The sequence below is a fragment of the Pseudomonas sp. genome (genome assembly GCF_049300855.1).
Lineage (GTDB): Bacteria > Pseudomonadota > Gammaproteobacteria > Pseudomonadales > Pseudomonadaceae > Aquipseudomonas.
In genome coordinates this window covers 571,772-592,231 of record NZ_JBAQKH010000026.1, presented here as the reverse complement: position 1 = coordinate 592,231, position 20,460 = coordinate 571,772, and the positions used below count along the sequence as shown (strand labels likewise).

Below are 20,460 nucleotides of genomic sequence, written 5' to 3'. Positions count from 1 at the left end.
GCAAGAGAGTAGCGCAGTCCGCTTCAGCCTTCATCGTCCATCCCCGGTTGCGTCTGCAGTGGCAAGTGCAAGGTGATGCAGGTGCCGCGCCCGTCGATACCGTCAGCAACGCTGATCCGCCCGCCGTGCGCGCCGACCATGCCCTGGCAGATCGCCAGGCCCAGCCCCGTGCCCTGACCACCACGATCGCCGCGGGCAGCGGTGTAGAACATGTCGAATATCTTCGCTCGTTCGTCCTCGGGAATCCCCGGGCCTTCATCACTGACCGAGAAGAAAATCTCTTCGTCATGCGCTCCCGCGTTCAGTTGCAAACGACCGTGAGGGGGCGAGAAGCGCGCGGCGTTTTCCAGCACGTTGACCAGCGCCTGCTCGATCAACGCCGCGTGGACAAACAACAACGGTAGCTCGGCCGGTACGTCGGTACTGACTTGCAGTGGCGCCAGCACTGCGCGCAACCGGTTGAGCGAACTGCCGACGATGTCCGCTGGCGACACCCAATCGCGCGCCAGTTTCAGTGCACCGTGACCCAGACGGGTCATGTCGAGCAGATTCTGGATATAGCGATCGAGGCGCTCGGCTTCATCGCGGGTGCCTTCGAGCAGTTCGCGCCGGTCCTCCAGCGGAATCGCTTCGCCGAGCGCCAGCAGGCTGTCGATGCTGCCGCGCATCGCGGTCAGCGGTGTGCGCAAATCGTGGGATACCGAGGCCAGCAGTGCACTGCGCAGTTGTTCGGTTTCACCGTGCAGACGCGCGGCTTCCAGATCATCAGCCAACTGCGCGCGGGCCAGTGCCTGCGCCAATGGCTGACTCAACGCGGTGAGCAAACGCCGGCGCTGGCCGCTCAAGGTCTGGCCTTCTTTGGCGCAGACGCCGAGCAGCGCCAGCGGCCCGTCCTCGACCGACAGCGGCCACCACCACCAGCGCCCGAACGGCAACGTGCCGGTGCCCATGCCCGCCGGTTGATCGTGTTGCCAGGCCCAATCGGCGGCGGCGCGCTCGGCCTCGGTGAATTGCAACGGCCCGCCGGTCTCGACTTTCCAGTCGCCCTGACCATCGCGATTGAGCAAGCACAGTTGCAGGTCGCTCCAACCGTTGAGGTGTTGCGCAGCAGCGCTGACCACGGCCTGGCGGTCGGTGGCGGCGGTGAGTTTGCGTGACAGATCGAGCAGCTCGCTGGTCTCTTGCTGGGTGTCGCGCAACGCCTGCAATTGCCGCCGCTGACGCGCCGCAAGGTTACCGGTGAGTGCCGCCATCAACAGGAAAAACAGCAGGGTCAGCACGTCTTCTTCGCGCTGAATGCTGAAAGAAAAATTCGGTGGAATGAATAAGAAATCGTAGGTCAGAAATGACAGCGCCGCGCAGGCCAGCGCCGGGCCAAGACTGCTGCGCACCGCCACCAGCAACACCGCCGCGAGGAACACCAGCGAGATGTTCGGCAGCGGCAACACACTCGACACCGCCCATGCCAAGGCACTCGCCAATACGGTCGCCACCAGCGCCAGCGCATAGTCGAACCAGACCAGGGTCAGCGCGTTGCGCGGGCGTGGTTGATGCTGTTGCTGGTCGCTGTCGAGGACGTTGATTTCCAGCCCGTGAGCCTGACGCAGCAAGCGCGCCGCAAGACCGCCACCGAACAGCCGACGGCGCAGACGCGGCCGGGATTGGCCGACCAGCACCAGACTGGCGCGACGCTCGGCAGCATGCTGGATCAGGGTTTTCGCCACCTCGCCGGCACGCAGCAAGACCACTTCGCCACCGAGGCGCTCGGCCAGTTGCTGAGCGCTTTGCAGGCGCAGACGTGATTGCTCGTCGCGCACGCTGCCGTTGTCGACATGCACCAGACTCCACGGCAGATGTCGGCGCTGGGCGACGCGACTGGCATGGCGCACGAGGCGTTCGGCTTGCGCATCGCCATCGACGCCGACCAGCAATCGGCCACGCACCGCCGGCGCTGCCTGGCCGAGTTGGCGATAACCTTGGGCGAGATCGTTGTCGACCTGCGCGGCGGCCGTTTGCATCGCCAGTTCGCGCAGTGCGGTGAGGTTGGTCTGGGTGAAAAATGCATCGATCGCCGCGCGTGCCTGTTCCGGCACGTAGACCTTGCCCTCGCGCAGACGCTCGAGCAATTCGCGTGGCGGCAGGTCGATCAACAGCAGTTCATAGGCTTCTTGCAGGACCCAGTCCGGCAGGGTTTCGCGCACCTGCACACCGGTGATGCCGCGCACCTGATCGTTGAGGCTTTCCAGGTGCTGGACGTTGACCGTGGTGAACACGTCGATGCCGGCGGCGAGCAGTTCCTGAATGTCTTGCCAGCGTTTCGTGTGGCGACTGCCGGGGGCGTTGCTGTGGGCCAGTTCATCGACCAGCACAAGCTTCGGCTTGGCCGCGAGAATGCCGTCGAGGTCCATTTCTTCGAGCATCACGCCACGGTACTCCGAGCGCAGCAACGGTTGTTGCGGCAAGCCGCCGAGCAAGGCTTCGGTCTCGGCGCGGCCGTGGGTTTCGACGACGCCGGCGATGATTTTTACGCCCTGGCGCAGTTGCGTGTGGGCGGCCTGGAGCATGGCGTAGGTTTTGCCGACGCCAGGGGCGGCGCCGAGAAACACTTTCAACCGGCCGCGGCCGTCGCGGGGCAGGTCTGCTAACAGCGCGTCGGCGCGGCCGGAGTCGCTCATGCTTGATGCTCTCTCTTCCTGATTGATCGTTCCCACGCTCTGCGTGGGAATGCAGCCCGGGACGCTCTGCGTCCCATCAAAGCAGACGCAGAGCGTCTATTGATGCATTCCCACGCAGAGCGTGGGAACGAGCATCTACTAAAGTTTTTCCAATGCCATGTTCAGCTCAAGCACATTGACCACCGGCGGCCCTACCAGCGGCTGTTCGATGTGCGCATCGAGCAATTGCTGCACAGTCGATACGGGTAGATTTCGCGCCGCTGCGACACGCGCCAGTTGATAGGCAATTGCTGCCGGTGGCAAGTGTGGATCGAGGCCGCTGCCGGAGGTGGTCAGCAAGGCCAATGGCACCGGGCCTTGCCCCGGAACCTGCAACTTGTTGGCGTCATCGATCACCCGCGTGGCGAGTGCCGGATTGCTCGGTGCCAGGTTGCTCGCGCTACTGGAAACGGTAGCAAACGCACCGGCGGAGGGACGTGGGTGGAACCACGCATCACCGACGAAGTCCTGGGCGATCAGCGAGGAGCCACGCACCTTGCCGTCGGCATCGCGCACCAGGCTGCCGTTGGCTTGTGCGGGAAAGGCGACTTGCGCGACACCGGTCACCACCAGTGGATAGGCAACGCCAGTGACCAGGGTCATCAGCACCAGCAGGCTCAGGGCCGGACGTATCATTGTGGACATTTCATAATCCTCGAATTCGTTGGGCAAACTTTTGCGGGGTGTCAGGGAGGTCTTTTCCCCCTCACCCCAGCCCTCTCCCCCAAGGGGGCGAGGGGGAAAGGGAGCCGATTTTTGTGCTTTTCAAAACCTGAGTTCGGCTCGGTAGTTCAGGTCGGTGTATCTCTGATAAACCACTCGGTCAGTCCCCTCTCCCCCCGGGAGAGGGTTAGGGTGAGGGGCTCTTTTCAGCTTCACACCAGATGCAGCGCCGTGAGCAACATGTCGATCGCCTTGATCCCCACAAACGGCACCAGAATCCCGCCCAGTCCGTAGATCAACAGATTGCGCCGCAGCAACGCCGCCGCACTCGCCGCCTGCACGCGAACCCCGCGCAGCGCCAGCGGAATCAGCACGACGATGATCAAGGCGTTGAAGACGATGGCCGAGAGAATCGCGCTCTGCGGACTGGTCAGTTGCATGATGTTCAGCACACCCAGTTGCGGATAGATCGAGGCAAACAGTGCCGGCAGGATCGCGAAGTACTTGGCCACGTCGTTGGCGATGGAAAAGGTCGTCAGCGCACCACGGGTCACCAGCAATTCCTTGCCGATCTGCACCACGTCGAGCAGCTTGGTCGGGTCGCTGTCGAGGTCGACCATGTTCGCCGCTTCGCGCGCTGCTTGTGTGCCGTCGTTCATCGCCATGCCGACGTCAGCCTGAGCCAGCGCCGGCGCGTCGTTGGCGCCGTCGCCGCACATCGCGACCAGACGACCGTCGTTCTGCTCGTGACGAATGCGCGCGAGTTTTTTCTCCGGGGTGGCTTCGGCGAGAACGTCGTCAACGCCTGCTTCAGCGGCGATCGCGGCGGCAGTCAGCGGGTTGTCGCCGGTGACCATCACCGTGCGAATCCCCAGCTTGCGCAGTTCAGCAAAGCGCTCGCGAATGCCTGGCTTGACCACATCCTTGAGGTGAATCGCGCCGAGCAGTTTGCCGTCGGCGCAGACCAGCAACGGGGTGCCGCCGCTCTGGGCGATCTTGTCGATTTCCCGCGACAGGGCCGGGGCCAGATCCGCGCGATTCTGGCCGAGGAAACTCAGCAGCGAATCCACCGCACCCTTGCGGTAAACGCGACCTTGATAGTCGACGCCGGACAACCGCGTTTCAGCGCTGAACGGCACAGCGGTCAAGGTGTCCAGTGCAGGCTCGGGTTGCGGGTGCAGACCGCGCAGGTACTCAACGATCGATTTACCTTCCGCCGTTTCATCCGCCAGCGAGGCGAACAACGCACCCTCGGCCAGATCACGACTGTTCACACCTGGCGCGGCATACACCGCGCTGCAACGACGGTTACCGAAGGTGATGGTGCCGGTCTTGTCGAGCAACAGCACATGCACGTCACCCGCTGCTTCCACGGCGCGGCCCGACTTGGCGATCACGTTGAGGCGCACCAGACGATCCATCCCGGCGATACCGATGGCCGACAGCAGACCACCGATGGTGGTCGGAATCAGCGTGACCAGCAGTGCCACGAGGAACACCAGCGGCAGGCTGCCGTTGGCGAAATGCGCGAACGGTTGCAGGGTCACGACCACGAGCAGGAAGATCAACGTCAGCCCGATCAGCAAAATATCCAGCGCGACTTCGTTTGGGGTTTTCTGGCGTTTGGCGCCTTCGACCAGGGCGATCATGCGGTCGAGGGTCGACTCACCCGGATTGGCGGTGATCTGCACCAGCAGCCAGTCGGAGACCAGCCGCGTGTTGCCGGTAACGGCCGAACGGTCGCCGCCGGACTCGCGAATCACCGGCGCCGATTCACCGGTGATCGCCGCTTCGTTGACCGCCGCGATGCCTTCGATGACTTCGCCATCACCGGGGATCATCTCCCCGGCTTCGACGCGCACCACATCGCCCTTGCGCAGGCTCGCCGCCGGCACCACTTGAAAGCTGCCGTTGGCCAGTTTGCGCCGTGCGCTGAGGCCTTCACTGCCCGCCTTGAGGCTGTCGGCGCGGGCCTTGCCGCGACCTTCGGCGAGGGCTTCGGCGAAGTTGGCGAACAGCACGGTGAACCACAGCCACAAGGCGATTTGTGCGGCAACAAACGTCGGCACATCGGCATCAGGAATGAAGCACAGCACGGTGGTGAAAATCGCGGTCAGTTCGACCACCAGCATCACCGGCGAACGCTTCAATTGCCGAGGGTCGAGCTTGACGAACGCTTGCACCAGCGCCGGACGCCAGAGGGCCGAGATCGCGGTTTTCGCTTGTTCCGGTGCCTTGACGGCGGCGGGTTTGATTGCAGGCATATTCATGATGGATTCCTTAGAAGCCCATACTTAAATGTTCGGCGATAGGGCCGAGCGCCAGAGTCGGCAGAAAGGTCAGGCCGCCCACCAACAAAATGGTCACGGTCAACAGGGTCACGAACAGCGGGCCGTGGGTCGGGAAGCTGTTCTGGCCGATCGGTGCGGTTTTCTTCATCGCCAGGCTGCCGGCCAAGGCCAGTACCGGAAGGATGTAACCGAAGCGACCGATCAACATGCCCAGGCCCAGCATCAGGTTGTGGAACGGCGTGTTCGCACTCAGGCCACCGAATGCCGAGCCGTTGTTGGCGCTGGCCGAGGTGTAGGCGTAGAGCAACTGGCTGAAACCGTGGGGGCCGGGGTTGCTGATGGTTGCCGCAGCGCTGGGGACCGCGGCGGCAATCGCGCCGAGCACCAGCACGCCGACTGGCATCACCAACAGCGTGACGACCAGCAATTGCACTTCGCGCGCCTGGAGTTTCTTGCCGAGGTATTCCGGCGTACGCCCGATCATCAGACCGGCGAGGAACACCGCGATCAGCACGTTGAGCAACATGCCGTAGAGCCCGGCACCGACGCCGCCGAAGATCACTTCGCCGACCATCATGTTGACCAACGCGACCATGCCGCTGAGCGGGTTGAGGCTGTCGTGCATGCCGTTGACCGAGCCGTTCGAGGCGGCCGTCGTCGTCACCGACCACAGCACGGTGGCGGTGGTGCCGAAGCGCGCTTCTTTACCTTCCAGCGGTGCGGTCTGTTCAACGGCAGCGTTGTTCAGGGTCGGGTTCGGCTGATACTCGGCCCACAGCGAGGTGGCGCCGCCGATCAGGAACAACGCCAGCATGCAGGCGATGATCGCGCGGCTCTGACGCAGGTCCTTGACGTAGTGGCCGAAGGTGAACACCAGCGCCACCGGGATCAGAATGATCGAGGCGACTTCGAACAGGTTGCTCCACGCGGTCGGGTTCTCGAACGGGTGCGCCGAGTTGACGCCGAAGAAGCCACCACCGTTGGTGCCCAGTTGTTTGATCGCGATCTGACTGGCCGCCGGGCCGAGCGGGATCACTTGATCGACGCCCTGCATCGTTACCGCGTTCACATACTGCGCGAAGGTTTGCGGCACGCCCTGCCAGACCAGATACAGCGCCAGCAACAGGCACAGTGGCAGCAAGCCGTAGAGGGTGGCGCGGGTCATGTCGACCCAGAAGTTGCCGAGGGTTTTCGTCGACTTGCGGCCGATGCCGCGGCACAGCGCGACCAGCACGGCGAGGCCGGTGGCGGCGCTGACGAAGTTCTGCACGGTGAGGCCGACCATCTGGCTCAGGTAGCTGAGGGTCGCTTCACCGCTGTAGGACTGCCAGTTGGTATTGGTCATGAAACTGACCGCGGTGTTGAACGCCTGGGTCCATTCCTGGCCCGGCAGATTTTGCGGGTTCAGCGGCAAGTGATCCTGGAACAGCAGAATCGCGAACAGCAGCAGGAAACCGGCGAGGTTGAAGGCCAGCAGCGCCAGCGTGTACTTCTGCCAGCTCTGCTCAGCCTCGGCGTCGACGCCGGCGATGCGATAGCAGCCGCGCTCGACCGGGCCGAGAATCGGCGTCAGCCAGGTGCGCTGGCCTTCCATCACTTTGTAGTAGAAGCGCCCGAGGAAAGGCGCCGGCAGCAAGACCAGCGCAAAGAACGCGAGGATCAGCCAATAGTCATAACTGTGCATAGCCGCTCCTAGTTCCGATCCGCGCGCAACAGCGCAACCAACAGATAAATGAACAGCCCCACTGCCAGTAGCAGTGACACCCCGTCCAGAACGCTCATGGAAGATCTCCGTGTTACGGCGTATTGCCGTGTGTGCAGGCATTGTCGGAAAGGAGGCTGTAAAGGAACGAGACCGAGGGTGCTGGCTGGGCATAAAGAAAGCGTAAAGAGTGGGTTTATGCGGGCGTTACAGCAGGTTTTTGCGCCGTCAGGCCGGGCCTCTTCGCGAGCAAGCTCGCTCCCACATTTTGAAATGCGCGCGTCCAGACACCGCTGACACCTGTGGGAGCGAGCTTGCTCGCGAAGACGGCATAACTAGCAACATCGCACCCAACTGGCGCACAAAACGCAGCAATTCAGCAGGCATCCCGAAGCCAACATCCCCGATACGACAGCTTTCAACTCATTACGACTTGTTTCAGCGCAATGGCACGCCCACTGCACACACCCTCCCCCGAGCTTTCCAAACCGTTCAGGGAGCAACCGCATGAACACACAACTCAAACCCACGCTGGGCACCTTGCACCTGTGGGGCATCGCCGTCGGACTGGTGATTTCCGGGGAGTATTTCGGCTGGAGTTACGGCTGGGGCGTGGCCGGCACGCTGGGCTTTCTGGTGACCTCATTCATGGTCGCGACCATGTACACCTGCTTCATCTTCAGTTTCACCGAACTGACCACCGCGATTCCTCATGCTGGCGGGCCGTTTGCCTACAGCCGCCGCGCCTTCGGGGAAAAAGGTGGATTGATTGCTGGCCTGGCAACGCTGATCGAATTCGTCTTCGCGCCGCCGGCGATTGCTCTGGCGATTGGCGCTTACCTGAATGTGCAGTTTCCGGCGCTCGATCCGAAACACGCAGCGGTCGGCGCGTATATCGTCTTTATGGGTTTGAACATTCTCGGCGTGAAACTGGCGGCGACCTTCGAGTTGATCGTCTGCGTGCTGGCCGTCGCTGAACTGTTGGTGTTCATGGGCGTGGTCGCGCCGGCGTTCAGCTTCAGTAACTTTGCCCTGAATGGCTGGGCCGGTTCGGATGTGTTCGGTGCGCCGGCGATTGCCGGGATGTTTGCGGCGATTCCGTTTGCGATCTGGTTCTTCCTCGCCATCGAAGGCGCCGCCATGGCCGCCGAAGAGGCCAAGGATCCGAAACGCACGATTCCCAAAGCCTACATCAGCGGCATCCTGACCCTGGTGCTGCTGGCGATGGGCGTGATGTTCTTTGCCGGCGGCGTCGGCGACTGGCGCACGCTGGCCAACATCAACGACCCGCTGCCGCAAGCGATGAAAACCGTGGTCGGCGACAACTCCGGCTGGCTGCACATGTTGGTGTGGATTGGCCTGTTCGGCCTGGTGGCGAGTTTCCACGGGATCATCCTCGGTTACTCGCGACAATTCTTCGCTCTGGCCCGCGCCGGTTACCTGCCGGCGTCACTGGCGAAACTGTCGCGCTTCCAGACGCCGCATCGGGCGATCATCGTCGGCGGCATCATCGGCATCGCAGCGATTTACAGCGACGGTTTGATCAACCTCGGCGGCATGACGCTTACTGCGGCGATGATCACCATGGCGGTGTTCGGCGCCATCGTGATGTACATCATGAGCATGCTCAGCCTGTTCAAACTGCGTAAATCGGAGCCGAATCTGGAGCGCACCTTTCGCGCGCCGTGCTATCCGTTGATTCCGCTGATTGCGCTGGTGCTGGCGGTGGTGTGTCTGGTGGCGATGGCGTGGTTCAATGCGTTGATCGGCTTGATTTTCCTCGGCTTCATGGCGGTGGGCTTCGGGTACTTCCTGTTGACCGGGCAACTACGTGCCAACGCACCGGCCGATGCGATGCTGACCGGCAATTGAGGGATTTCAGGTGAACCGGGTGCAAGCGGCCTAGAATGGAACCACTGCGAAGTCACTTCGCTCAAACGTGGTATGCAGCGTCGTACGGCGAAATCCTCGTCCGTCGACCTGCCCTTAAGGAGAGCCGTTATGCCTTGGTATGCCTGGTTGATTCTGGTCGTTGCAATCGGCTCGATCGTTGGCGGATTAATGATGCTGCGCGACACCGCCAACAAGGTCGAACTGACCGATGAAGAACGCAAACGCGTTGCGCAACGCAATGCGGAAATGGACGCGAAAGAAGCGCAAGATCGCTAACGAAAACCCCGCCGAATTGGCGGGGTTTGTTTTTTCAGATCCGATCGGACCTGGCTGCATGCTTTTTAGAAGTAGAAGTACAGTCACCATTTAATTTTCCGTGGTTAAGATGGGGGCATTGTTGCGGAGAGTTCCACATGCGTTACTCGCAAGACCACAAAGCCCAGACCCATCAGCGCATCATCAAGGAAGCTTCGGCGCGATTTCGCAAGGACGGCATCGGCGCCACCGGCCTGCAACCCTTGATGAAAGCACTGGGGCTGACCCATGGCGGCTTCTATTCTCACTTCAAGTCCAAGGACGAGTTGGTGGAGAAGGCCTTGCAAGAGGCCGGCAACCAGGTCGATGGGTTATGTGCCGAGATTTTTTCCCAGGACAATCCTCTCGATATCTTTATCGAGACATATCTGTCCGAGTGGCATCAAACGTCGCCGCATGAAGGCTGCCCGCTGCCGACCATTTCTTCCGAACTGGGCCTTCGTGGACAAGCAAGTCTCACCAGTGACGCGGTACTCAAGTCACGACTGGAGCAGATCGAGAACAACCTCGAAGGCGAACACAGCGCCGATCGCGCCATTGTCATCATGTCGACCCTGATCGGCGCGCTGCTGCTGTCACGCAGCGTCGCGGATGCCGAGTTTGCGCAACGCATCCTCAATGTCACCCGCGATCACCTCAAGAACCGCGACTAAGCCTGCCAGCGCTTGAACAATACGCTGGCATTGACCCCGCCGAAGCCAAAACCGTTGGACAGTGCATATTCGATCGGCATTGACCGCGCTTCGCCATGGACGATATCCACACCGGCACTCGCCGGATCCGGGTTGTCGAAGTTCAGTGTTGGCGGAACCACCTGATCACGGATCGCCAATAGCGTGAAAATCGCTTCAAGCCCACCGGCGGCGCCGAGCAGATGACCTGTGGCCGATTTTGTCGACGTCACCGCGATTTTATTCTCTTCGCCGAAAACACTTTTGATCGCCGCCAACTCACCCAGATCCCCGACCGGGGTCGACGTGGCGTGGGCGTTGAGGTGCTGCACCTGATCCGGCTTGATACCCGCCTGCGCCAATGCCAGCGTCATCGCCCGACGCGCACCACTGCCATCTTCCGGCCCGGCCGTCAGGTGATAGGCGTCGGCACTCGTGCCATATCCGACCAGTTCCGCCAGCGGTGTCGCGCCACGAGCCAAGGCATGCTCCAGGGATTCAATCACCAACAGGCCCGCGCCCTCGCCCATCACGAAGCCGTCGCGCCCGCTGTCGAACGGCCGCGAGGCGCGCTGCGGGGTGTCGTTGTAAGCGCTGGACAGCGCCCGCGCTGCCGCGAATCCCGCCAGACTGACCCGGTCGATGCAGGCTTCCGCGCCGCCGCACACCGCGATGTCGGCTTCACCGGCACGAATCAGACGCGCGGCATCTCCTATTGCTTGAACACCAGCAGCACAGGCCGTCACCGGAGCACCCAGTGGCCCCTTCAAACCATGCTGGATCGAGACATGCCCGGCAGCCAGATTGACCAGGAAGGATGGAATAGTGAACGGTGACAAACGCCGAGGACCGCGACTGTCGGTGGTGCGTACGGCGTCAGCAATCGCGCCGAACCCCCCGACACCGGAACCGATGATCGTTGCGGTACGCTCTTGGCTTTGGTTTTCTGAAGGATGCCAGTCAGCCTGCTCCAGCGCCTGCCGGGCAGCCTCCATGGCGAACAGAATGAAGCGGTCCATCTTCTTCTGTTCTTTGGGTGGCGTGGCGCGATCCGGATCAAATCCTGCTTCAGCGTCCTCCTCCAACGTCGGCACAGCGCCTCCGACTCGCGTGGGTAAATCAGCGACCGTTGCCTCAGGCAAGTTACGCAAACCAGAACGCCCGGCCAGCAAACGCTGCCATACGATTTCAAGATCGCTGCCCAAGGGTGAAACCAGGCCCATGCCCGTGACGACTATTCGACGCGAATCCATACCGTGGTGACCTCTGATCAATTCAATTGCCGGACTTGTAGCGTTGGGCTGCGGAACTGCGGGAAAGGTTCGGCGCCATGACATGGCGAGCTGCAACAAAGGCGTGCCATTCGCCAGCGTCAGGCAGCGAAGGAATGGTGATCAACTCGCCCTGATCCAGGCCGGCCAGCGCCGCGTCGACCATCTCGCCCGCCTCCATGACCATTTCTGCCGGAATGCCACTGGCATCGATACCGGAACGCTCCCAGATTTCAGTGCGGGTCACACCCGGCAGCACGGCCTGGATCTGCACACCGGTACCTTCGAGCTCAGTGTTCAACGACTGCGTCAGGCTCAGTACATAAGCTTTGCTGGCGCTGTAGGTTGCGTTGAAGCGTTCCGGAAACAACGCCACCACCGAGGCGATATTGATGATCGTGCCACGTCCGGCCTTGGCGAAACTGGCGGCGGCTGCCGACGCCAGACGCGTGACGGCGGTGATGTTCAACTGGATCAGTCGCTCCAACTGGTCCATATCGGCGTTGGCCAGCAAACCGTCCGAAGCCACACCGGCGTTATTGACCAGCAGGCTGATGCTCGAATCACTACGTAAACGTTGTTCGAGTTTGAGCACGTCGTCCTTCTGTGTCAGATCGGCCTTGAGGACCTCAACCTGAACGCCATGGGCCTCACGCAACTGGCTCGCAGCGCCTTCCAGACGATCCTTGTCACGGGCAACCAGCAGCAGATCAAAGCCACGCGCCGCCAGGCGCTGGGCGTAAATCGCACCGATACCGGACGATGCGCCGGTAACGAGAGCAGTACCAGGATGTGCGGAATTCATGAGAGTGCTCCTAGGAGGCTTGAGGAAGAATCGCCCAGCACGAAGTGGAATCTAAGGCGAGGCAAATTATTATAGGCATAATTTTATCGCAATATGATAGCTGTAATTTTTATTTGCCCGACGAACGCCCTAACGCCGCTGAACTCTGCCTTGCGCGGCACAGAATGAAAAAGGACGGCTAACGAACGCCTTCCTGGCTTAGAAACATTAGCTTAATTCACTTGGGCGTCGCAGGTGCTTGGCCACTTTTGATTCACGCACCGTCAAATACCATTTCGGAAATTTTTGCTTAATTCAATGACTAAAAATTGCTACCATCCGACATAACGCACCGAGCAAAAAAAAACAATTGCTCGCCCCTATATTGAAAGCCCCGATAAAAACGGGCACCACATGAACATTCAAATGACAAAATCAATAAAATTTTACTTGTACACCGCAACTTTCATAATATTAATACTCGTATTCCAACTAAACATTCTTCGTACCACATCAGACTTTCAGTTCAAAACATACCGAGATGGCTCCGAAGCCCTTGTCCTCGGAAAAATCGTCGCTGACAAGAACGATATTGCAACCCCTCACTCGAACCTGGGATTCCTGGAGAAAGACGTCAACCAAAAAGGTCCTGGCGTGCTTTCAGTCTATGAAAGATTTAACAACCCACTAGGTTTATCAACTTTAAACGTCAGCGATCAATACTGGACTCACGGTTTTAGTAACAATCAAAGTGCTTTCGTACTGCCAGTTGCCAACACCAACGTTATAGGTTATATGCCAGACGAGCTTAAACTCGGAGAAAAAATAGAGTTTCTTCACGGGGACGTTCGCGAAGTCACCGCTACCGACAGACAGGGAAACTTTTTAAATGTCAGCTATTCCGGCCCGCGTATTGATGGTTCCGCCAGTGAGTGGCCAAATACTATAAAACCAACACACCCCCCCACCCTGCTGTTTGATCCTTACCCACAACAATTTGGCATTCAAGGTCTAGCGCTTTCACTTGTACATAAATCAATCCCCGTTTTCAATTCAGTATTTTCGCTTCAGCTGATTATGAGCGCAGCGTTGGCATTAACATTAATAGCATTATCCATGCAACTGTCTCGCTCAATTTCCCCGCTTTTTGGGATGATTTTTCTGATTACGATGATAGGCTCACCCTGGATAGTCGCATTTGCCAGAAACTTGTACTGGGCTTCATTTTTATGGTTCCTGCCTGCCGTTTTCGCCGCAGCTATTTTCAATTACATCGACCACGCCCAGAAGCGTAGATTCTTTTATGCAATGTACTTTATCGCCATAATGCTAAAGTGCCTTGCGGGCTATGAATACATCACATCCGTCGTTCTTCTTTCTCTGCTGCCATTCATGATCGCACCTTTTAAGGCAACACAGAAAAAACAAGTCGTTGACTCGATAAAACACCTGATATGCATTGGCATCACAAGCCTGCTAGCGTTCATCTCCGCATTGATTGTGCATGCAGCAAATCGTGCAGGATCAATCACTCAAGGGCTTATGCAGACTTTTAGTCAGGATGCGTTGAAATATAGCAGCGTCGTTGAGGTAAACGGGTTCAACCGGATTGGCCCGGACACCCCGCTCCTGCAAATTCTAAAAGAATATGTCTTTGACTGGAGTACGCCAGTTCTATTCTGGGTAACCATGCCTGGCTTTTTTGTATGCCTCATCGCAGTATCGATAGGCTCCTTGTTGTTTCAGTACTCTATAAATGACAAGTTCCGCTTTCGCGACACGGCGTTGCTTTTTGCTGCCTCCCTGTCGCCATTGAGTTGGTTCATACTGATGCAGCGGCATGCTGCGATACATATCAACCTTGATTATGTATTGTGGTACTTCGGCTTTTTGCCAGCTGTACTTTTTGTAATTATCCGGAGTGGTAAAATCGCAATAAGCATATTTGTCCAAAGAGTCACCCCAAACAAAAAAACGCCTATTGATTGTGAAAATCAGTAACTACTCACGGTCCACTTGCTCGATTCGATTCGCGTGACCGAGTTCACTAGTGATTGATGGGTTTTGTGGTCATGCTCACACACTGACGCAATTGAAGGAAGCCGACCAAATGATCGGCTTCCGATTCGACTGACGTACGTTAATTGATTTCGAGCTTATCGCGATTCCGATCCAGAATCGCCTTCCCGATACCCTTCACTTCCAGCAACTCATCGACTGAAGCAAAAGGACCATTTGCCTCACGGTAAGCCACAATAGCCTTGGCTTTCGCCTCCCCCACACCCGCCAGTTCACGTTGCAGAGTCGCCACATCTGCGTCGTTTAAATTGACTTTTCCGTCCTGCACCTTGGTCGTAACGGCCTGCGACAACACGACGTTGGCAGCCTCTGGCGTGGAGGCCGGGGCGGCGATGGCCGCGATCGAGGCGCTGGTGAGCAAGGCAAAAACCAGAGAGTAGAAGTAACCAGTACGCATAAGAAACGCTCCATGACATCGATTAAGTAGAAGCAGCTTTTCCTAAGCTGCCTCCCAAAGTTAGGCGATGTAGGCGAGCTGTCAAAAATGTGTCAGTTACAGAATGTGAGGCCGTTATGGATCGAGCCTGCGCTGCTGATAAATCCAGTCCACAATCTCGCCGGAGGGTACATAACCACTTACGGTTTCTCGCAGCAACTGCCGCACTCGAGCGTAATCATCGCACTCGACAGCCGCCAGCAGTTCTGTGAGACGGCCTTTGAGCACATCCCACGCAACGTGATCCTCCCGGGCCGTCATGATCATCGGATGGGACGTCGCAGAAACATCGTCACCAATCAGCAGCTCTTCATAGAGTTTTTCTCCGGGTCGCAATCCAGTGAACTCGATGGAGATATCCCCTTGGGGATTGCGCTCCGAGCGAATGCTCAACCCAGACAGATGGATCATCTTTTCCGCCAGCTCGACGATCTTCACCGGCTCCCCCATGTCGAGGACAAAGACATCACCGCCTTGCCCCATGGACCCCGCCTGAATAACCAGTTGTGCCGCTTCAGGAATGGTCATGAAGTAACGGGTTATTTTCGGATGAGTGACCGTCAGTGGTCCACCGGACTTGATCTGACTGTGGAACAACGGTATGACCGAGCCCGAAGAACCCAGGACATTGCCGAAACGCACCATGGTGAAGCGGGTCTTGTTCACCCTCGAGACATTGGCCTTGTCTCCAAACAATACCGGAGCCACCTCGCGACTGAGTGCCTGCAGCGTCAGCTCGGCGAGGCGCTTGGTACTGCCCATCACATTGGTCGGACGTACGGCCTTATCGGTTGAGATCAAGACGAAATTCGACACCCCTGACTGCAACGCCGCTTGCGCGGTATTCAGCGTTCCGATCACATTGTTGAGCACGCCTTCAGCAATATTGTGCTCAACCATCGGTACATGCTTATAGGCTGCAGCGTGATAAACGGTGTCGACTTTCCAGGATTTCATGACATCGAGAAGTTTATCTGGATGGCGAATGGACCCAAGTATCGGCAACAATCTGACGGATATCGACTTGCGAATGCCGCGCTGCTCCAGCTCCGACAAAATGCTGTACAGGTTGAACTCACTGTGGTCGAACAAAATGAGGGTGACCGGGCCCAATGCAAATATTTGCCGACACAACTCCGAACCGATCGAGCCGCCGGCGCCCGTGACCATTACCGTCTTGCCCTTGATACAACGCTCAAGCAAGTCAGGTTGCGCGGGCACGGAATCTCGCCCCAACAGGTCCGCGATATCCACTTCCTGGATATCTTCGACCTTGACCCGACCGCTGGCCAGATCGGTGAAGTTCGGAACGCTGCGGATATGAAGTGGAAAGCCCTCAAGTAAATTCAGGATTTCCCGGCGCCTTGCTCGGGTAGACGACGGCAGGGCAAGCAGAATTTCCTTCGCTCCCGTCACGTCGATCATCTGCTGAATATGCTTGGGCTTATAAACTTGCAGACCCGAAATGGAGCGATCAGAAATGCCCGGATCATCGTCGATGAACGCGACCGGGCGCATGACGCGCCCCATGCGCAGTGCCGCCACCAGTTGATTTCCGGCAACGCCCGCACCGTAGATGGCCACCTTGGTCAGACCATCATCACGGTTGGTGAAAGGCACATGCTGAACGGCAGTAAACCAGTCACCCATAAAATACTGGCGCATCAACAGACGCAGTCCGCCGATGATCACCATGCTCAACCACCAGTAGTTGAAGATAATGGACCGCGGCACAACCGTTTCGTGGTTGCTGTACCAGTAAACAATCAACGCGAGGATCAACGATGAAAGACTGACAGCCTTGATAATTGCGACCAATGCGTCATTGCCAAAATAACGCATGACGGCCCGATACATGCCGAACCGGATAAACAGGGGAATCGCCACGAGGGGTGCGGAAGCGAACAACCACATATGGACCCGCAACGGGTTGTACATATCATCGATGCCCAAGCGCACGATAAAAGCCAACCACAGCGCCAGCCAGACCAATACAATATCGGTGGCGACCTGAATCAACCTTTTGCGACGCCGGGGTAATCCCAGCAGATACGCACGAACCTTATCCATCATCCCGTCCACTACCTCAGCACGTTCCTTTCAACTGAATTACTGCGCCGAATCCTGTGATGCAGACGACGTTGACAGCACACTAAACAGTAACATTGTTTTTCAAATATTGGAGGTTCGACCTTCCAATTGTCCCGCCCTGTACTTGATTGCCAGCCCTACCAGCGGCGCATAAGCCAGGAGCAGAGCCAGCGTGCCGTCCCAATTGTAGAGGACCACTCCGATCGCGATTGGCAGTAGCCAAAGCAGGTTGATCAGGCCAACGGCAAGCGTGACAGGAAGATGGCTACCATGCGAACGGGATGCAAACTGATAGGCATGGCTGCGATGCGCTTCGTAGACCTTGTCGCCGCGAAACAGGCGCCTGAACAGCGTGAACGTGGCATCGACAATGAACACGCCCAACAGAATCAGCCACCCCCACAATAGAGCAGGTGAGACCCAGGCCGCTTGCAGGGACAGAAGCCCCAGCACGACGCCGAGAAAACCACTGCCTGCATCCCCCATGAAAATTTTTGCCGGCGGAAAATTCCAGCACAAGAAACCCACGACACAAGCCGCCAGAAGCACAACAGGCCAGGAAAGCTCCGTATGGCCACTGACCCCGTAAAGAAGTGCCCCGCCGACACACACGGTGATCGCTTCAAGGCTGGCGATACCGTCGATACCGTCCATGAAATTGTAGAGATTAAGCATCCACACCAGGTAAACCACAGCCAGAAGGTGCCCGACCCAACCTGCATCGATGGCAAAACCAAACACGGTAAACGGCGCCAGCCCGCCCAGCCAGTAAGCCCCCCAGGCCGCACCGAAGAAATGCGCAAGCAATCGCCACCGCGCGGCAATGTGCCCATGATCATCCAGAAAGCCAATCACAGCGATGATCGCACCCGCGCCGAGGAAAGCAATCAGTCCATCAGAAGAAATCAGTCCTCCACCGAACAGCGCCACCAGAGCAGCGCTATAGCTCAGGACGATTGCCACGCCTCCGCCACGCGGAGTGGGCACGGAGTGAGAGCTGCGACCGTTGGGTACATCCAGGAGACTGCGCGCCAGCGCATAGCGTCGCAAACCGGCAGTGAGGGCAAATGAAACACCCGCCAACAGCGGAACAATCCAGTAAAAGTTCATCACTTGTGAGATTCCAGATAAGCCTGCACGGTAGCGCTCAGTCCTTGATCAAGACTCATGGGGGGGGCCCACCCCAAGAGCCGTTCATTTTTGCTTATATCAACCTGGAGGGAGCCGAAGAGTCGCTGAGCCACTGCTTGCTTGCCCACAAGTCTCGCGCCCAGACGCATAAGCGGCACAGGAAAAGGCATCAACCTTGCGGGTTTGTTAAGCGCCTGACCGATTCTGCGCAGTAACTCGGTTGTGGATACATCATCTCCGTCACTGGCAAGGAACGTCTGATTGGCTGCTGCCGGATGGGAGCAACAAGTCACGATCAGATCAACCAGGTTATCAATTCCTACCAGACTGCGTTTATTGTCGATCGCCCCCAATGGCAATGGCACTCCACGCTCCAGCCAGCGAATCATGCTGAGAAAGTTTGCTTTCACACCCGGCCCGTACACCAGCACGGGCCTGACAATGACGACCTCCATCGGCGATGACGAAGAAAGTTGGCGCAGTGCCTCTTCTGCCTCGCACTTGGAAATGCCATAGGGATCAATGGAGCCCGAAGGATCGTCTGCCGTAAATACGCTGCCCGGAACAGTGAGTTCGCCATTCACCTTCACCGAGCTGATGTAGATAAACCGTCGAACCCCCGCGTTGACGGCCTGCCGTGCCAGATTCAGCGTGCCATCGACATTGATCAGGCGAAACTCGGCCAAGGGGTTCCCCGCCTGCTCGTCCATCACATGTACGCGCGCAGCGGCATGCACGACAACGTCGACACCGCTCAAGGCATCCTGCCAATCCGTTGTTGCTGTCAGGTCCGGGACATTGAACTTGAGCACCGACGCGGGCAACACCGCGCTGTCGCGCCTTATGGCCGTGCGCAAGGAGTATTCACCGCGCTTGGCCAATGTCCTTAGCAAGGCGCCGCCCACAAAGCCCGATCCGCCCGTTACTAATAGGGTGCTAGCGCTCATTTATCTCATTCTTCAAAAGCAAATCATCGCGAACAAGGCATTGGCCTTATCCCTTGGGGTTGAAATGGCGGAGCATCGTACTGGCCAACAAGCCACGTCACAAAATGCGTATTCGCACAGATTTGTTACACGATTATCCAATAAATCAGCCACGCATCACGGTCGGGCACCCCGCAAACCCGGGCCGCCTCTCCCAACAGTGAAAACCGATGCATGGACATGTTACCTGATTGAGCTCCGTCCGCCGGTCCATCTCCCTGCGCGCGGGCTGCTAAGCACTACTAGGGCAAAGGTATTTTCGCTACAATGCGCGTTTTGACTTTGGTCACTTAACATTAGTCAGAGGGCGCGTTTCGCAGGAATGCCTTCGACAAGGACTTTTCTGACCATCGAGTCATTTATTCGCAACGGAGTGCTAGGTGCATAGCCCCTCAACAACAGATTCTAAAGTGGATACTCACCAAGCAAATCAATTCGGGCAGACAAACTCCTTCCACCGCTTATCGTCCAGACGTGTCGCGGTACTCATGTGCACGTTCAACGGCCAGCGTTTTCTGTCCGAACAATTAGCTTCCATCGCTGCTCAAACCCACGAAAACTGGGAAGTTGTAGTCTCCGACGATGGCTCCACCGACCAGACCCTGGACATTATCGCTACATTTTCCGCAAGCCAGAACAGGGCAGACCGTGTCCGCGTTTTCAATGGCCCGAAACGTGGTTTCGCCACCAATTTTCTGACCCTCACCTGTAACGAGGCTATTCAGGCCGATTTTTATGCCTGGTCTGATCAGGACGATATCTGGCTGAACAGCAAACTAGAGACCGCATTGACCTGGTTGCAAACAGTTCCCGCAGGCGTTCCCGCACTTTATTGCGGTCGAACCCGTGGGATGAACGCTCAAGGAAAACCAATGGAGTGTTCCCCGCTTTTCTCTCGCCCGCCGACGTTTGCCAATGCGCTGGTACAGAGCCTGGCGGGAGGCAATACGATGGTGTTCAATCAGGCGGCACGTGATTTGATGCTCGGCGCAGGCGGCCATCTGGATATCGTCTCCCACGACTGGTGGGCCTATCTCCTGGTAACGGGTGCCGGCGGCCAGGTTGCCTACGACGCCCAACCTTTTGTTCTGTACCGTCAACATGACGGCAATCTGGTGGGTGCCAATTCCGGATTGAAGGCGCGACTGTCAAGGCTTTGCATGATGTTCAAGGGACGATTTTCCAACTGGAATGAACAGAACATTCACTGCCTGACTTCGGCACGCCGATTACTGACTGCCGAAAATCAGCAAAAGCTCGACCGCTTTCGACTGGCGAGGAAAAGCCACCTGCCAGGCCGGCTCCTTGGATTGCTGCGCGCCGGTGTTTACCGCCAGACATTGCCAGGAAACATCGGACTTTTCCTCGCGGCCATCGTGAAGGGCATTTGATCGATGACTGCTCATCAAACGTTTCGCAGCGGCGATGACAGT

The 20,460-nt window shown here is 58.1% G+C and carries 16 protein-coding genes; 5 read left to right on the top strand and 11 right to left on the bottom strand.

From position 1 onward, the window contains the following. Nucleotides 1-23: 23 nt before the first annotated feature. The 5 genes from WA225_RS12280 to kdpF form a co-directional block, all read right to left on the bottom strand. On the bottom strand, nucleotides 24-2,675 hold the full coding sequence (locus WA225_RS12280; RefSeq protein ID WP_422608107.1) for a DUF4118 domain-containing protein: 2,652 nt from the start codon (nucleotides 2,673-2,675) through the stop codon (nucleotides 24-26). 138 nt (nucleotides 2,676-2,813) lie between these two features. Next, the gene (kdpC, locus tag WA225_RS12275) at nucleotides 2,814-3,359 is read right to left on the bottom strand and encodes a potassium-transporting ATPase subunit KdpC (protein WP_422608106.1); all 546 of its coding nucleotides are present in this window, start codon (nucleotides 3,357-3,359) and stop codon (nucleotides 2,814-2,816) included. 230 nt (nucleotides 3,360-3,589) lie between these two features. After that, nucleotides 3,590-5,647, bottom strand: a complete 2,058-nt coding sequence (gene kdpB, locus WA225_RS12270; protein WP_422608105.1) for a potassium-transporting ATPase subunit KdpB — start codon at nucleotides 5,645-5,647, stop codon at nucleotides 3,590-3,592. 10 nt (nucleotides 5,648-5,657) lie between these two features. Beyond that, nucleotides 5,658-7,352, bottom strand: coding sequence for a potassium-transporting ATPase subunit KdpA (kdpA, locus tag WA225_RS12265; protein WP_422608104.1), 1,695 nt, complete (start codon nucleotides 7,350-7,352; stop codon nucleotides 5,658-5,660). Between the two features lie 8 nt (nucleotides 7,353-7,360). Continuing rightward, on the bottom strand, nucleotides 7,361-7,450 hold the full coding sequence (gene kdpF, locus WA225_RS12260) for a K(+)-transporting ATPase subunit F (RefSeq protein WP_007899818.1): 90 nt from the start codon (nucleotides 7,448-7,450) through the stop codon (nucleotides 7,361-7,363). A gap of 427 nt (nucleotides 7,451-7,877) precedes the next feature. Between kdpF and eat the strand changes: the two genes are divergently transcribed. The 3 genes from eat to WA225_RS12245 all read left to right on the top strand — a co-directional run bounded on the left by eat (nucleotide 7,878) and on the right by WA225_RS12245 (nucleotide 10,231). Beyond that, complete coding sequence (eat, locus tag WA225_RS12255; RefSeq protein ID WP_007908507.1) at nucleotides 7,878-9,242, top strand: ethanolamine permease; 1,365 nt, start codon at nucleotides 7,878-7,880, stop codon at nucleotides 9,240-9,242. A 129-nt stretch (nucleotides 9,243-9,371) separates the two neighbouring features. Further along, nucleotides 9,372-9,539, top strand: coding sequence for a DUF2897 family protein (locus WA225_RS12250; protein ID WP_103305695.1), 168 nt, complete (start codon nucleotides 9,372-9,374; stop codon nucleotides 9,537-9,539). Nucleotides 9,540-9,676: 137 nt separating this feature from the next. Continuing rightward, nucleotides 9,677-10,231, top strand: coding sequence for a TetR/AcrR family transcriptional regulator (locus WA225_RS12245; RefSeq protein WP_422608103.1), 555 nt, complete (start codon nucleotides 9,677-9,679; stop codon nucleotides 10,229-10,231). Here the strand turns inward: WA225_RS12245 and fabF are convergent. Further along, a complete protein-coding gene (fabF, locus tag WA225_RS12240) occupies nucleotides 10,228-11,502 on the bottom strand; it encodes a beta-ketoacyl-ACP synthase II (protein ID WP_422608102.1) in 1,275 nt (424 codons plus the stop codon). The two genes, WA225_RS12245 and fabF, sit on opposite strands and share 4 nt — an antisense overlap. A 22-nt stretch (nucleotides 11,503-11,524) precedes the next feature. Next, complete coding sequence (locus tag WA225_RS12235; RefSeq protein WP_422608101.1) at nucleotides 11,525-12,325, bottom strand: SDR family NAD(P)-dependent oxidoreductase; 801 nt, start codon at nucleotides 12,323-12,325, stop codon at nucleotides 11,525-11,527. 393 nt (nucleotides 12,326-12,718) lie between these two features. Between WA225_RS12235 and WA225_RS12230 the strand changes: the two genes are divergently transcribed. Beyond that, nucleotides 12,719-14,305: a hypothetical protein gene (locus tag WA225_RS12230; RefSeq protein WP_422608100.1), complete on the top strand. Its 1,587-nt coding sequence runs from the start codon at nucleotides 12,719-12,721 to the stop codon at nucleotides 14,303-14,305. 139 nt (nucleotides 14,306-14,444) lie between these two features. On the opposite strand, the gene WA225_RS12225 is transcribed toward WA225_RS12230, so the two are convergent. The 4 genes from WA225_RS12225 to WA225_RS12210 all read right to left on the bottom strand — a co-directional run bounded on the left by WA225_RS12225 (nucleotide 14,445) and on the right by WA225_RS12210 (nucleotide 18,988). Continuing rightward, a complete protein-coding gene (locus tag WA225_RS12225) occupies nucleotides 14,445-14,780 on the bottom strand; it encodes a ComEA family DNA-binding protein (RefSeq protein WP_422608099.1) in 336 nt (111 codons plus the stop codon). Between the two features lie 114 nt (nucleotides 14,781-14,894). Continuing rightward, complete coding sequence (locus WA225_RS12220) at nucleotides 14,895-16,889, bottom strand: polysaccharide biosynthesis protein (protein ID WP_422608098.1); 1,995 nt, start codon at nucleotides 16,887-16,889, stop codon at nucleotides 14,895-14,897. 102 nt (nucleotides 16,890-16,991) lie between these two features. Next, complete coding sequence (locus WA225_RS12215) at nucleotides 16,992-18,020, bottom strand: MraY family glycosyltransferase (RefSeq protein WP_422608097.1); 1,029 nt, start codon at nucleotides 18,018-18,020, stop codon at nucleotides 16,992-16,994. Then, nucleotides 18,020-18,988, bottom strand: a complete 969-nt coding sequence (locus WA225_RS12210; protein WP_422608096.1) for a UDP-glucose 4-epimerase family protein — start codon at nucleotides 18,986-18,988, stop codon at nucleotides 18,020-18,022. The genes WA225_RS12215 and WA225_RS12210 overlap by 1 nt, the downstream gene beginning before the upstream one ends. A gap of 419 nt (nucleotides 18,989-19,407) precedes the next feature. Between WA225_RS12210 and WA225_RS12205 the strand changes: the two genes are divergently transcribed. After that, nucleotides 19,408-20,418, top strand: coding sequence for a glycosyltransferase family 2 protein (locus tag WA225_RS12205; RefSeq protein WP_422608095.1), 1,011 nt, complete (start codon nucleotides 19,408-19,410; stop codon nucleotides 20,416-20,418). The last annotated feature ends 42 nt before the right edge of the window (nucleotides 20,419-20,460 follow it).

What these genes read in the sequence shown, in the direction of transcription:
- WA225_RS12280 (WP_422608107.1), bottom strand. Translation starts at nt 2,675, where the DNA reads ATGAGCGACTCCGGCCGCGCCGACGCGCTGTTAGCAGACCTGCCCCGC.
- kdpC (WP_422608106.1), bottom strand. Translation starts at nt 3,359, where the DNA reads ATGTCCACAATGATACGTCCGGCCCTGAGCCTGCTGGTGCTGATGACC.
- kdpB (WP_422608105.1), bottom strand. Translation starts at nt 5,647, where the DNA reads ATGAATATGCCTGCAATCAAACCCGCCGCCGTCAAGGCACCGGAACAA.
- kdpA (WP_422608104.1), bottom strand. Translation starts at nt 7,352, where the DNA reads ATGCACAGTTATGACTATTGGCTGATCCTCGCGTTCTTTGCGCTGGTC.
- kdpF (WP_007899818.1), bottom strand. Translation starts at nt 7,450, where the DNA reads ATGAGCGTTCTGGACGGGGTGTCACTGCTACTGGCAGTGGGGCTGTTC.
- eat (WP_007908507.1), top strand. Translation starts at nt 7,878, where the DNA reads ATGAACACACAACTCAAACCCACGCTGGGCACCTTGCACCTGTGGGGC.
- WA225_RS12250 (WP_103305695.1), top strand. Translation starts at nt 9,372, where the DNA reads ATGCCTTGGTATGCCTGGTTGATTCTGGTCGTTGCAATCGGCTCGATC.
- WA225_RS12245 (WP_422608103.1), top strand. Translation starts at nt 9,677, where the DNA reads ATGCGTTACTCGCAAGACCACAAAGCCCAGACCCATCAGCGCATCATC.
- fabF (WP_422608102.1), bottom strand. Translation starts at nt 11,502, where the DNA reads ATGGATTCGCGTCGAATAGTCGTCACGGGCATGGGCCTGGTTTCACCC.
- WA225_RS12235 (WP_422608101.1), bottom strand. Translation starts at nt 12,325, where the DNA reads ATGAATTCCGCACATCCTGGTACTGCTCTCGTTACCGGCGCATCGTCC.
- WA225_RS12230 (WP_422608100.1), top strand. Translation starts at nt 12,719, where the DNA reads ATGAACATTCAAATGACAAAATCAATAAAATTTTACTTGTACACCGCA.
- WA225_RS12225 (WP_422608099.1), bottom strand. Translation starts at nt 14,780, where the DNA reads ATGCGTACTGGTTACTTCTACTCTCTGGTTTTTGCCTTGCTCACCAGC.
- WA225_RS12220 (WP_422608098.1), bottom strand. Translation starts at nt 16,889, where the DNA reads ATGGATAAGGTTCGTGCGTATCTGCTGGGATTACCCCGGCGTCGCAAA.
- WA225_RS12215 (WP_422608097.1), bottom strand. Translation starts at nt 18,020, where the DNA reads ATGAACTTTTACTGGATTGTTCCGCTGTTGGCGGGTGTTTCATTTGCC.
- WA225_RS12210 (WP_422608096.1), bottom strand. Translation starts at nt 18,988, where the DNA reads ATGAGCGCTAGCACCCTATTAGTAACGGGCGGATCGGGCTTTGTGGGC.